This window comes from Treponema bryantii (assembly GCF_900111035.1).
GTDB lineage: Bacteria > Spirochaetota > Spirochaetia > Treponematales > Treponemataceae > Treponema_D > Treponema_D bryantii_C.
In genome coordinates this window covers 50212-63670 of sequence record NZ_FOFU01000007.1, presented here as the reverse complement: position 1 = coordinate 63670, position 13459 = coordinate 50212, and the positions used below count along the sequence as shown (strand labels likewise).

10 protein-coding genes and 1 tRNA gene are annotated in these 13459 nt (G+C 41.4%); 2 read left to right on the top strand and 9 right to left on the bottom strand.

From position 1 onward, the window contains the following. Positions 1–66: 66 nt before the first annotated feature. The 5 genes from BMY21_RS11565 to BMY21_RS11545 are packed head-to-tail and all read right to left on the bottom strand — an operon-like array spanning position 67 to position 6591. Positions 67–783 carry a GHKL domain-containing protein gene (locus tag BMY21_RS11565; protein ID WP_074644383.1) on the bottom strand — a complete coding sequence of 239 codons (717 nt, stop codon included), beginning with the start codon at positions 781–783 and terminating at the stop codon, positions 67–69. A gap of 21 nt (positions 784–804) precedes the next feature. Then, positions 805–1491: a LytR/AlgR family response regulator transcription factor gene (locus BMY21_RS11560; protein WP_074644380.1), complete on the bottom strand. Its 687-nt coding sequence runs from the start codon at positions 1489–1491 to the stop codon at positions 805–807. Continuing rightward, on the bottom strand, positions 1488–3611 hold the full coding sequence (ppk1, locus tag BMY21_RS11555; protein WP_074644377.1) for a polyphosphate kinase 1: 2124 nt from the start codon (positions 3609–3611) through the stop codon (positions 1488–1490). The genes BMY21_RS11560 and ppk1 overlap by 4 nt, the downstream gene beginning before the upstream one ends. A gap of 10 nt (positions 3612–3621) precedes the next feature. Continuing rightward, positions 3622–5151, bottom strand: a complete 1530-nt coding sequence (locus BMY21_RS11550) for a Ppx/GppA phosphatase family protein (RefSeq protein ID WP_074644375.1) — start codon at positions 5149–5151, stop codon at positions 3622–3624. A gap of 12 nt (positions 5152–5163) precedes the next feature. Beyond that, on the bottom strand, positions 5164–6591 hold the full coding sequence (locus tag BMY21_RS11545; protein WP_074644373.1) for an MGH1-like glycoside hydrolase domain-containing protein: 1428 nt from the start codon (positions 6589–6591) through the stop codon (positions 5164–5166). 266 nt (positions 6592–6857) lie between these two features. Here BMY21_RS11545 and BMY21_RS11540 point away from each other — a divergent pair, with 266 nt between their 5' ends. Beyond that, positions 6858–8429: a YifB family Mg chelatase-like AAA ATPase gene (locus tag BMY21_RS11540; RefSeq protein ID WP_074644370.1), complete on the top strand. Its 1572-nt coding sequence runs from the start codon at positions 6858–6860 to the stop codon at positions 8427–8429. 271 nt (positions 8430–8700) lie between these two features. Here BMY21_RS11540 and BMY21_RS11535 read toward each other — a convergent pair. Then, positions 8701–8783, bottom strand: a tRNA-Leu gene (locus BMY21_RS11535). A gap of 46 nt (positions 8784–8829) precedes the next feature. Here BMY21_RS11535 and recQ point away from each other — a divergent pair. Next, positions 8830–10683 carry a DNA helicase RecQ gene (gene recQ, locus BMY21_RS11530; protein WP_074644368.1) on the top strand — a complete coding sequence of 618 codons (1854 nt, stop codon included), beginning with the start codon at positions 8830–8832 and terminating at the stop codon, positions 10681–10683. Here recQ and BMY21_RS11525 read toward each other — a convergent pair. Genes BMY21_RS11525 through BMY21_RS11515 form a run of 3 tightly spaced genes read right to left on the bottom strand, consistent with a single transcriptional unit; the run spans position 10667 to position 13459 of the window. Then, a complete protein-coding gene (locus BMY21_RS11525; RefSeq protein ID WP_143064223.1) occupies positions 10667–11827 on the bottom strand; it encodes a sigma-54-dependent transcriptional regulator in 1161 nt (386 codons plus the stop codon). The genes recQ and BMY21_RS11525 overlap by 17 nt on opposite strands. A 22-nt stretch (positions 11828–11849) precedes the next feature. After that, positions 11850–12590: a WecB/TagA/CpsF family glycosyltransferase gene (locus BMY21_RS11520; RefSeq protein WP_074644363.1), complete on the bottom strand. Its 741-nt coding sequence runs from the start codon at positions 12588–12590 to the stop codon at positions 11850–11852. Between the two features lie 29 nt (positions 12591–12619). Beyond that, positions 12620–13459, bottom strand: coding sequence for an RsmE family RNA methyltransferase (locus BMY21_RS11515; RefSeq protein WP_074644362.1), 840 nt, complete (start codon positions 13457–13459; stop codon positions 12620–12622).

Here is a 13459-nt window from a genome sequence, read left to right as displayed (position 1 = left end):
GTCATCCTCTGAAATTACAATACTCCGGGAAGCTCTATGGAACAAGTAGGTTGGGATAAACAGTATTTATTTAGGGATAAACATATTCACAATGAAAAAGCCGTCTTCTTCATAGAAGTCTGTCATACCAGAATAAGACTCTACAATTTCTTTTATCTGATTAACACCAAAGCCGTGTTTTTCGCTGTCAGTCTTGGTAGACTTCAAGTCAGGATTTTCCTCAAGTACAGATTTTGAAATACGGTTTTTTATAGAAATTACATCGTAGCCTTTTTTCTCATAAACGCTAATGCTGATTTCTTTTCTCTCTTCCCTGCGTTCTGCTTCAATCGCATTGTCCACTGCATTTGAAAAGACCGCCGAGAAATCAATTCCCTTCATTTTTTCAAATGAAGCCTTTCCAATATCTGCCTTAACGTCTATTTCTTCCTGACGACAAATCTCAAGCTTATCATTCAGAATATGATTCAACAAAGGATTTCCGGTTTCAACATAACTTCGTACAGCATTCAATTTATCAAGTATTTCAGAAATATAGTTTCTGGCATTTTCGTAATCGCCGCTGTTTATGTACGAGGTCATCACCATAAGATGATTTCTCATATCGTGCTTGAGCTTTCTTGTATTCTGATGAAGCTGCCTGATTTCCTCTTCCTGCTTATTGATTTCTTCCATCTGCCATTTATAGGAATCAAGCTCGTATTTCAAATCTTTATTCTGAGCTTCAAGTTCGAGGAGTTTCTGAGTCAGTTCTTCAATTTCTTTTTTCTTATTGCAAAACATTTTTATTTTCCAGCCACAGATTTATCGGCGCATGTAACGCAAAATACTTTTCTTTGCAGTTTCAGAATAAGACTTTCCAATCGGAAGAACAGTTCCATTATCCAGTTCAAGTTCTTCAGTTTTCAAAACTCTTATGTGTTCCAGATTCACAAGAAAGCCCTTGTGGATTCGCAGAAAGTCACTGTCTTCAAGTTCCTTTTCCACAGCCGTCATTGTTGATCGCATTTTGTATTCATCTGCAATTGTGTGTATAGCAAGATAATTTGCCTGACCTTCAAAATAAAGAATATTACTCTGTGCTAAAGTCACAAGTTTAGAGGCATTCTGAAAAACAAAATTTTTGTTACGGCTAACCAGCTGCTTTTCACAATCTGACAGGACTGCCTTTAATTCTTTTTCCAGAAACTTTTTTCTGACAAACGCAAAAGGATGATATTTAAAACTGTCGTATACAAGCTCATCATGTGCCGTAACAAAAACAATAAGTGTATCAGCTTTTTCCCGAGTAAGAGCAGCTGCTACTTCCATTCCGCTGATACCAGGCATATCAATATCAAGCAGCAAAACTTCCGGCCACTCATCAGAAGATGACAGCAGAGTCTCCCCATCTGAATACGGCAGTACCTCACTTGAAGGAAATTCTTTTTTAATAAAGGAAGTTATTTCTTCAACAATTTTGTTCTCATCATCGCATACCGCAATTTTCATTTTCGTCTGACCTCAAAGCGGGTTTCTTCGCTCTTAGGCTTTTTTTCCTCGAGCTGGCGGTATTTTTTATAGAGAACTTCCTGTGCCCGGATTACTTCATCTTTTTTGCCACGAACAACCGGCTCCCAGCTTCCATTTGACTGAAGTTCCATTGCAGTTGTATTATCAGCAAAATAAGTATCAAGGATTGATTTTATATCTTCAAAAGCAACCTTATCTAAGATCGGGAACATGAGTTCAATTCGGCGGTCAAGGTTGCGGTTCATCCAGTCGGCAGAAGAACAGTAAAGCTCAGGTGTTCCGCCATTCTGGAAATAGAAAATACGGGCATGTTCAAGATAACGGTCTACGATAGAAACAACGCGGATATTTTCACTAAGACCTTCAACTCCAGGTACCAGCATACAGATTCCACGAATATTTAAAAGAACCTTTACACCAGCCTGACTCGCCTTATACAAAGCAGAAATAACTTCTTCATGTGTAAGGCTGTTCATTTTAGCAATAATCAATCCAGGGTTTTCAGCCGTGCTTCTTTCAATTTCGCGATTTATCATCGCAATGATACGAGACTTCATTGTTACCGGTGCCATAGAAAGACAGTTCATATTCTGCAATGTTGAATAACCGGTTACAAGATTAAAGAACTGAGTTGCATCATTTGCAATCTGCAGATTTGCTGTAAACAAAGAAATATCTGAATAAAGTTTAGCAGTCTTTGTATTATAGTTTCCTGTAGCGAGGTGAACATAACGGCGGATTGTATCACTTTCACGGCGGATAACCATCAGGATTTTTGCATGCACTTTAAGATTTACAAGTCCGTAAATTACAGTAACACCGGCCTGTTCCAGTTCATTTGCCCAGGCAATATTGCGTTCTTCATCAAAACGTGCCTTAAGTTCAACAAGTACGACAACCTGCTTACCACGCTGAGCTGCGCGTTCCAGAGCATCAATAATCGGAGAGTCACGGCCAGTACGATACAAAGTCATTTTAATTGCAAGGACATCATCATCATCTGCTGCATCAGAAAGAAACTTAACAACCGGGTCATAGCTTTCATACGGCACATGAAGAATTCTGTCATGCATCTTAAGCGAATCCCAGTAAGGTTCTTCTTCCGGAAGGCCTGCCGGATAAAAATGCTCCCACCTTTCAAAACTCAAAGCCGGAGCCTCATCTGCATCGCGAAGTTCCATAAGATCTGCAGGATTTATAATCTGATTTACACGGTAAACATCATCTTCTTTAAGTTCCAGTTTTTCCATCAGAAAACGGATAATTTTCTGACTCGAAGAATTACAGGTCATTTGAACAGGGAACGAAGATTTTCTTTGAATCAGAACATCTTCCATCGCATGAATAAAATTCTTTCCTGCATCTTCATCTACAGCAAAATCAGCATCACGGGTTACCTTAAAGAGCAGAGTTTCTTCTACATCAAAACCAGGAAAAAGCTTTGTACCGTACTGTGCAACAATATCCTGCAAGAGAGCAAACTGACGGCTATTACTATCGCCACCAGGAAGCCAGTAAATATTCGAAATGCCATCCGGAATCTCAACAAAGGCAATTCGTGGTAAATCATCACTACCCTTCAAAGCTTCAGAACCAACCTTAATTCCCTTAATCGGAGCAAGCAGGAAGGCTGCATAGGTTGTCAGATTTTTGATATGAGGAAAAGCTTCAACATCTGTACGAAGCGGAGTAAGCAGAGGGAAAATTTCAGAATTAAAAACACCACTCAAATATTCAATCTGCTGCTGCGTGTACTGCATTGGAGTTACATAAATCAGCCCTTTTTCTGCAAGAGCAGGAAGAATGTCTGACATAAGACATTCCTGCTGTGTTCGCATAATCTGATGAGCACGGGCCGAAATTGAAGTATAAACCATATGTGGTGAAAGTCCCGAAGCATCTGTCTGATTAGAATTTTCCATTATCAGACGTTTAATTGAAGCAACACGAACCTGAAAGAATTCATCGAAATTCGAAGTTACAATAGAGAGAAACTGCAGACGCTCTAAAAGAGGAAGTTCCTTATTGAGCCCCTGAAATAAAACACGGGCATTAAACTCAAGCCAGCTGAGTTCACGGTTGAAATATCTTTCCTGCATAGTGCTCTCCTTACAGCAAAATCACCTTATAACCAAAAACCGATTCAAACATACCCGACTTTTCGTTGAGCGCAATTTTTTCAAGTACGGTATTTTTGGAAGCCTTTGTATGAATTACAAGCGAGTTCTGCTGAACCTTAATAGAAAAATCACTGAACTTCTGAATGTGTCCGCGATCCAGCGCATCTGCAATACGAAGAATAGCCGTTAGTTTTAAGATAGTCATGCGGTCTGCTCGCGGAAGCATAAGGAAGCTGTCTTCATCCTGAGGAACAGAATTACCTTTATGATATTTTGCAATCTCGGCAACAATAGTATTATCCTTACGCGAAAGTCCAAAAATCTCCGAATTACGGATAATGTACGAGCTGTGAAGGTTGTGATTGTCGTAACGGATGAAACCACCGATATCATGAAGAATCGCCGCCGTCTCCAGAAGCGTTCGTGCATGCTCACTAAAACCGAGATCATTTTTAAGAGTGTCGTAAAATTTCACCGCAATCATACGAACACATTCCGCATGATTTTCATCACCATGATATTTACGAAGCAGGTTTCGAGCTGAAGCCGTAATCTGCATATTGAATTCTTTCTGAAGTTCTTCGTTCTCACTTGAGTGCTGGCTTAAAAGAAGACCATTACGGATATTAGTTTCCGGAGCCAGAAGTTTTTCTGCTTTAGTAAGATGCAGAAAGAGATTGTAAATCAAAAGACTTACCTGAAGGGTTTCAGCTTCGTTGTAGGAAATCTTAAAGCGTGCAACACATTCATCAACACTGTAGCCCTGAATCTCTTTTGCAAATTCAGAAAAATCATCCTTATCAATTTCCCAAAGGAAGGTTGAAATAGGACGGCCAACATTCAAAGCCGCAAGAGTAATATCCGGGCCAACCGCAATAAACTGCTTTACTTCGCTCAGGTTTAATTCACTTTCGAGAGAGCCCTTTGTATTGTAAATTGATTCCGAAACATAACGCTGAATATCATTGTAAGAACTTGTCTGATTTTTCATCTGCTGATCGATACGGACAGTTCCAAGACGAAGACTGTGAACACCCGCCATCTTACCTTTAGACATCAGCATGATTTCAGTTGTACTTCCGCCAACCATCAGAATTACAGTATCAGAATCCTTAAAGGCAGGAGTTTCGTTTTTAATACATTCAGAAACAGCAAGATACATCAGCTTGTTTTCTTCAATGCCATCTACAATGCGGACATGGAAACCGGCCTGAACGAGAATACGGTCCATAATAGGGTCACTGTTCTTTGCATCACGGAAAGCGCTCAAAGCGATGCAGGTACATTCTGAAGGCGAAATGCCCCAGCTAGCAAGCTGTTCACGATAACGGATGAGAATAGAAATAAGCTGATTCTGAGTTTCCTGGCTGATTATGCCACTGGTAAAAACGTCTTTTCCAAGAGAGAGGGGCTTTTCCGAACGGTCCAGAATATTCTGTTTTCCGTCCGGTAAAAATTCGGCTACAAGGAGGCGAACCCCTGTCGAACCTATTTCAATTACTGATTCAGGGGCTGCCATCTAAACCTCCTATTATAGCTTGTCGATAAGCATTGAACATTTACCGCTTGGAATCGGTAAAGTCTTTTTCTTCTGATCGAGGATGTTGATTGTGAAGTAGTAGAGCTTTTCGCTTTCCATCTGGATTTCCCAGCCGCGCGAACTCTTGTTCGACAGAATTGTGATGAGGTTGCGCTTAAGCGAAAGGTTTTCTATACCCATAATTTCAAGGTTCGGAATAATCCAGTCTACAGTCTTACGAGGAAGGCTGATGGAAAGTCCGATTACGTTTTCAATCATCAAAGCAATTGTTGAAAGGCCTGCTGTAAGAAGATAACGTGAACGTGCATAGTCTTTTTTGTTGATTTTTGCACGGCCTTCTTTATTAGGCATATATGCTTCAAAGAGATCACCAGGCTGCTTGTTTTCATTAGGCATAAGACCTTCGAGAACGTAGTAAAGGTGACGGATTGCACACTCGCGGGCAAACTCGTACTGAGCATATTTTTCAAGACCTTTGATTACCATAAAGTTGAAGGCTGGCATTACAGAACCACAGTAACCGTTTCCGTCTTCGCTGAAGTTAGGGTTATCAACACTGAGTGTTGGGAACGGATGGTCTGTACCAAAAGTCTTAGGATTGTTTAAGTGTTCAACAAGAAGGTCAGCTTTGTCAGCATTAGGGATTTCAGCAAGCATTGTCCAGTAAGAAGCGATTGTCTTTACCTTAACCTGCTTTTCATCCTTATCAAGATCGTAGTAGAAACCAGATGCATTATCCCACATCAAAGAATTGATTTTTGTTTTGATTGAGAAGTACATCTTGCGGTACTGGAAACTGATATCTTTATCATTAAGAATATCACCAAGAGCCGACATATAAGAGGCATTGATTGCCATACATGCATTGAAATCTACAGGATAGTAAACTTTCTCACGTGGTGAGTTAGTCATTGAAGATGCGCTTACAGGAACTGAGTAAAGGCCGTTGTCTTTCTTGAATTTTTCATCAAGCCATGACATATATTTCTGAAGAGCCGGCATTACATCCTTAATGCGCTTTTTGTTAGCTGATTTATGGAAAAGATTATATTCAGCAAAAGCAAAGAGAGGGAGACCAACTCCTTCTTTATTATCTTTGTCGAGAACAGGCTCATTTGTTTTTACATCATACTTCCAGCGGATTGCTCCAGAAGCTTCCTGACGTTCATAAAAATAATCAATGTTCTTACATGCATCAAAATTTCTATTAGAATATACAAGAAAGAAAGTTGAGAAAATAGATTCGAACTGATTGATAACTAACTTATCCTTTTCTGGATAAATAAATAAGCCCTCTGAGTCCTGCTCTCCGGTTTCCGGGTTAATCCATAATGAAGAAACCCAAGACCAAGTCTTATTATAAATGTCTACAAAATCCTGATCGTAAAAATGGATTTTTGGAAAATCATGCTTATTCACAAGAACTCCTACTTTTTGCGGTTGCTAGCGGTGTCTGAATTTATTTAGTGGATAAAACCGCTACATATAATATAACACACTTTTTTGAAATTTGATAAAAAATTTCGCAAAATTATACAAATTTTTTCTTCATATTCAAGGGGTAAAGGGTGTTTTTTTGAAAAAAATCCATTTTTTCAGATTTTTTACAACTTTTTTCTTCTTTTGGCCAAATTCATTTCCTGAATTCTTCTATCTTTTCCTATTTTATTATGGAGGAAAAATAAATGCAGATTTATTCATTTTCACCCTTTGGTTACGAAGGGGCTCTGGTTACCGTGGAAGTTGATTTGCGGCGCGGTATTCCAGCCACAGATATTGTAGGTCTGGCGGACGGAGCTGTAAAGGAGTCGCGGGAGAGAATGCAGGCAGCAATCAGAAACTCGGGCTTTGAATATCCTGGAGAGCGGGTGCTGATAAGCCTGTCTCCTGCAGATTTGAAAAAAGAAGGTGCAGGTTTTGATTTGCCGGTGGCACTGGGAGTTCTTGGTGCTAAAGCAATGGAAGATGGTTTTAGTGGCTTTATTGATGAGCCACTGCTTGTAATGGGTGAACTGGAATTATCAGGAAGGATTCGGGCTGTAAAGGGTGTACACGCCGCGGTGTCTACGGCGGCGGCCAGTGGCATTATGCGATGTATAGTTCCTGTTCAGAATGCTGATGAAGCCCGAGAGATTGCAGGAGTTCAGGTTTATGGAGCAGATTCGCTGGAAAATGCTTTCCGTGCAATGAGCGACCCGTCATTTTATGTAGCAAGAAATATGGAAAATGGAGAAAATATGATTCCTCCGGGATGTATAAATCAGGACGGTGTTTTCTTTCCCGAAATTGTACCTGGTTATGAGTTTGCTGAACTAAAAGGTCAAAAGCAGCTTGTAAGAGCCCTTCAGATTGCGGCAGCAGGTGGACATAATCTGATTGCTATGGGAGCACCGGGCTGTGGTAAAACAATGGCAATTCAGAAGTTTCCGGCAATTAATCCTGTGCTTACAACAGATGAAGCACAATCAGTAACAAGAATCTGGTCTCTTGCAGGCCTCATAAAACCAAGTGAACCACTGATCAGGATTCCACCTTTCAGAATTCCGCATCAAACAGCGTCCATAGAAGGTATCTGCGGCGGCGGCCCAACCTGCCGTCCCGGAGAAATATCGCTTGCACATAACGGAGTGCTGTTTCTCGATGAAGCCGCCGAGTTCCGCTCGTCTGTTTTACAGATGCTCCGCGTCCCCCTTGAAAACGGTACAATTTCTCTCAGCCGTGCGGGCCGTACCACAGTTTACCCAGCCCGCTTCCAGCTTTTAATGGCCGTAAACCCGTGCCCCTGCGGAAACTACGGTTCTCACTCTAAAATCTGCCTGTGCAGCCTGAAATCCATAGATCAGTACTGGAAAAAGTTTTCTGCACCGCTGCTGGACCGTGTAGACATTCGTGTTTTCGTAGAAAATAAAGCTGAAGAAAACTGCGAGCCGGAAGAACGCCCGGGCCTCACAACAACGGAAGAAATAAGAACAGGAGTAGCCCGCGCCATCAAAGCCCAGCGCAAACGTCAGGGCATAAAAAATGCCCAACTCTCCCCGCAGGAAATCCTAGACTTCTGCGCCCTGGACACCGAAGGCAGAAAATCTCTGGACAACGCCACCCTAAGATACGGCTTCTCCCCAAGAGCAATCGCCTCCTGCCTGAAAGTCGCCCGAACCATAGCCGACATCGCCGGCGCAAAAGACATCGCAAAAGAGCACATGGACGAAGCCATAGATTTCCATAAACTATGCTCAACCCTACCGCCAGAACTGTGACGTCGGTTACCGGAGTGGAGACTTAAAAATATACAGAAATCGCAGTAACCGACGAGTAAATACGAGTAACGGTTGCTGCAAGACATAAAAGATTAGAAGTCTCACAACTCCACGGCGATTTATACCGGAGAAGAGACTTGAACTAGCCTACGATAGCAGAACCGTTAAAAAATGGGCTGCGACAGCGGGCCATTTTAGGTTCTACCATCGTATGGCTCATTTAGAATGGGAAACAAAAAAGGTTCTCTGAACTCAGAGAACCTTATGAGGATACCGGAGAAGAGACTTGAACTCTTACACGATTGCTCGCAACAGATTTTGAGTCTGTCGTGTCTACCATTCCACCACTCCGGCGTGATTTGCTAAATATATCAAAAACATGAGGATAAATCAAGTGCAAATGTGCTATAATAATTATGTGAAAATCGTTGCAACCGCCTTTGAGCACGCCGATCCAGCCATAGTCTTAAAAACCGTTTTCGGCTATGACAGCTTCCGCCCGCTCCAGAAAGATATCATAACAAATGTACTGAAGGGGCATGACACCCTCGCCGTAATGCCGACAGGCGGCGGAAAGTCACTGTGCTATCAGCTGCCGGCCCTTATACTAGAAGGACTCACTGTAGTTGTTTCACCACTCATCTCACTGATGCAGGATCAGGTCAGCTCCCTCGAAACAGCAGGAATTCATTCTGCCTTTCTTAACAGCTCACTCAGCTGGGAAGATTACTGCCGTGCTACAGACGAAATAAAATCCGGCGAAGTAAAAATTGTATATGTTTCTCCGGAAGGACTTGCAACTCAAAGAATCCGGGAACTGCTTTCAAGCGACACACTCAAAATCAGCTGCATTACAATTGATGAAGCACACTGCGTTTCACAATGGGGTCATGACTTCCGCCCGGATTATCTGGAAATCAAAACTATCCGCCAGTTGTTTCCAAAAGCCGTTATGCTGGCCCTTACCGCAACCGCAACGGAACATGTTCGTATGGATATCTGCCAGAATCTTGGCATGAAGAATCCTAAAATCTTTATTTCCAGTTTTAACCGTGAAAATATTTATCTTGAAGTACTCCCAAAACGCAACGCTGTAGAACTGGTAATCAACTGCATCCGAAAGCATGCCGGTGAAAGTGGAATCATATATTGTACGTCACGAAAACAGGTAGATGAACTTGCTGCTACACTTGATAAAAAAGGTTATTCGGTTCTCCCCTACCATGCAGGTCTGACAGATGATGTCCGCGCTAAAAATCAGGAACTGTTTATCAAAGATGAAGTTCAGATTATCGTAGCTACAATTGCCTTTGGAATGGGAATCAACAAGCCGAACGTACGTTATGTAATCAATTATGATTTACCAAAATCAATAGAAGAATACTATCAGGAAATTGGCCGCGCCGGTCGAGACGGACTTCCTTCAAGTGCGCTGCTGCTTTACAGTGCACAGGATATTCACAAAATCCGCTGGTTCTTTAAGGAATCTGTTTCTCCAGAAAAGGATGAGTTTCTGCTTCAGGGGATGATTAAATATGCAACCACGCGAGGCTGCAGACGAAAAGCCCTTTTACAGTATTTTGGCGAAGCCTATGAGCCGGTCAAAGATTCTACCTGCTGCTGTGATATCTGTTCTGCCGGTGATATTCCTTTACAGGATGTAACAATTCCAGCCCAGAAACTTCTTTGCTGTATTATAAGAACAAATGAACGCTTTGGAGCCGGTTATGTTACAGATGTACTGCTTGGTTCAAATAATCAGAGAATAATTGATAACGGACATGACAAAATCACAACCTGGGGAATCGGAACTGAATATAACAAATCTGAATGGCTTGAACTGACAGACCTTCTTATTGATGAAGGCTATATAATGAAAACTGGCGAGTACAATGTTCTTGAAGTAACGCCACTCGGTAAAAAATTTATTGCCGCACGAACAGAACTTAAGCTCCCTATGAAACCGGAAGCAATGAGAGTTACAAAGAAAGCAGTTTCAAAAGTTGCCGCTGAAAAACCTGCAGCCAATGACACTCAGGCTGAAGCAATCATTAACAATCTTAAGGCCTGGCGCAAACGTAAGGCTGATGATTTGAATGTTCCTCCATACGTAATTTTCGGTGATAAAACACTTCTGGATCTTGCTGCAAAGAAACCAAAAAACCGACAGGACCTTTTGAATGTTTACGGAATTGGCCGCATGAAAGCAGAAGAGTTTGGCCGTTCAATACTGCAGATTATTGAGGAAAGCTGATATCATAAAACTCAATTGAATCTGTCGTTATCAGGCTGCCATTACAGTTTTTGACAGCATCTCGCAGACATTTATTCAGCTCACGGACATTTCCCGGCCAGTCGTATTCTTCCAGACGATTCATTGCTTCATCTGTTATTTTGATATCATCACCCAGATATACGCGAACCATTTCTCGTATATCTTCTTTATGTGAACGCAAGGGCGGAATACGTATTATATGATCGCAGATACGGTAAAACAAAGCATCCAGGAAAGTCCCGTTTTTTAGCATTTTTCCCAGATTAGCATTTGTCGCAAAAATCATTCTGACATCTGCATGCCGTTCTATATTTTCACCAATCCTTTTAAAATTTCCCGTATCCAGGAAAGTCAGAAATATAGACTGCAAAGAAAGGGAAGCAAGCCCAAGTTCATCAACAAATAAAGAGTTTTTATCCGCCGTTTCAAAATGCCCTTTATGATCATAATCAGCATTTGTAAAAGCACCTTTTTTATGACCAAAGAAAGCACTTTCTGCCAGAGATTCGACAATTGTTGAAACACTTACAGCAACTTTTTCTTTTCCGCCCCTGTCAGATAATTCGTGAATTAAACCAGCTGCTGTAGTTTTTCCAGTTCCAGTTTCACCAAGAAGCAGCACAGGTTCTTTAGTACAGGATGCTTCCAGTATCTGTCTTCTGATTTTCTGCATTACATTTGAATTACCGGCAAATAATCCGTCAAAAGAAGCCGGCACAGGCTGATTTAAGGGCTTTTCAAAATTATAATCTTTTTCAGAACTCTCTACTAAATTGATTACATGAAAACAATAAGCACGGAAATAATCTGTATTGATTGGAAAAGAAAGTGAATAATTAAAGTTGGTTTCCACATAATTCAGAACATGTGTGGAAAGATCCGGTGGTAAAATAAAAATTGAAAAGCTGGAATACTTTTTTCCATATTCCAGACTTTCAGGATTGAAATCATTAAATAAAGAAGCATCAATAAGAAGAAGTGTGATTTTTGAAGTATTCAGCTCAGAAAAAGCAGAAACAATCGTCAGTTCCATTTCATCTGAGCACATGGCTTCAACGAAATTGATTACATCCTGTCGTTTTGTAACTAAAGACAATCTGACAAAATCGGGAACGTCGGGCACAATCCCTCCATTTCTTCATTTTTTAATTTTTTCTGAATAACCTATACCAAACCAACACAATTATATACCACATGTATGGCAAAAGCAAAAAGATTTTGAACGGGTTATGAAGCACTTCAACAAAGATTTCATGACCTTTATTGAATGTTGATTCCTTTACACGTTTTACGCGCTCAGAGAAAATTCCAAAGGCATCTTTGTAATAAAGAAAAATGCTTGAAGAGAAACGGTTGCGGCGCTTATATGGCCAGCAGTTTTTATCTTTAATTCCGTCACTTAAGAGTACCAGAGATGGCTGAGCCTTAAAGATTGCTTCAACAATATCATCTTCAACTGATTTTGGATAATATCCGCCGTAACGTCCGATTACACGGAGATTACGGAAGGTATCTTTAATATTCTTTTCTGCTTTATTAAGAGTTTTTTTGCTTGATCCAAAAAGATAAAGAGTCTTGTAATGAGCATCAAGAATTGAAAGTATTCTGATTACAGCCTCAAAGGGATTATAACGGACAGGCACATCCTTTTTAAGGAAACGCGCACCTTTAAGAATACTCTTTGAAACAGGAATTATGAGGTCTGCATTTTTTATACACTCAGAATAAACTCCCTTGTGACGGGCCTTTAAGAGATTCCAGATAGACAGAAAAACAATCTGCTTTGTACCTGGTTTTGCAAGTAATTCCAGAATCTCTGTTTCAAGATTTTCCGGCTGAATTACATCAACAGGAACTCCGATTAAGGAAATACGTTTTATTGACATATATAATACCCCACCTTTAATTTTCTTTTTTACGACTGATTTATTTCAGACTGTACGGCGGCAATTCCATAGAGCGCCGCCGTCTCACACCTTAATATATTTACGGCAAAATGAATCGGCTGAAACAGTCCTTTTTCTTCCAGAGTTCTCACTTCATCCGGGCTTATGCCACCCTCGCTGCCAACGGCAATCGCCGCCCGCTTAATTTTTCCGTAGCCGCCCGCGTCAGCGACTCCCGCCCTTAAGTTTCCACTGCAGTCGCCGCGCTCCGAAAGCACAAATGCGACGTCCACAGAAGAATCCGAAGTCCATAACTCTATCGCCTTCTCAAGGCTCATCGGCTCAAGCACCTTAGTATCTACCGGAGATCCGCTTTGCTGGCGTGCCTCACGGATAATTTTCTGAAGGCGTTCACGTTTTGAGCCCATCAGTGCCTGTGCACTGCTCTTTTCGGAATATTCACCGACCACAGGAATAATCACCGCAACGCCACACTCTGTAGCCTGCCGGACAATAAGTTCAAATTTCTGAGGTCTCGGCAAAAACTGAAACAGCCAGTATTCAACGCCTTCAGCCCCGTTTACAGAAAGTCCCGCACCATCAATATCTTCTGCCTGAACACCGCGGGTTATAGACTTTGCAGCATCCCCATGTCCCGAAGTATCGGCACAAATCTGAAGTGTAACCCGTCGCGCATTTTCATCAATCTGAGCTACTGTTGCATTGTTTAAACTGCCATCGGGAAGTCGTACGCTGATCATATCACCGGGATGGACTCTAAGAACCTGCCTTAAATAGCGGTAGTCCTTTCCATCCAGCTGAATGAGTCCGTTTTTTTCCTTCCCTTTTTCAACGATAAGCTGACGCAT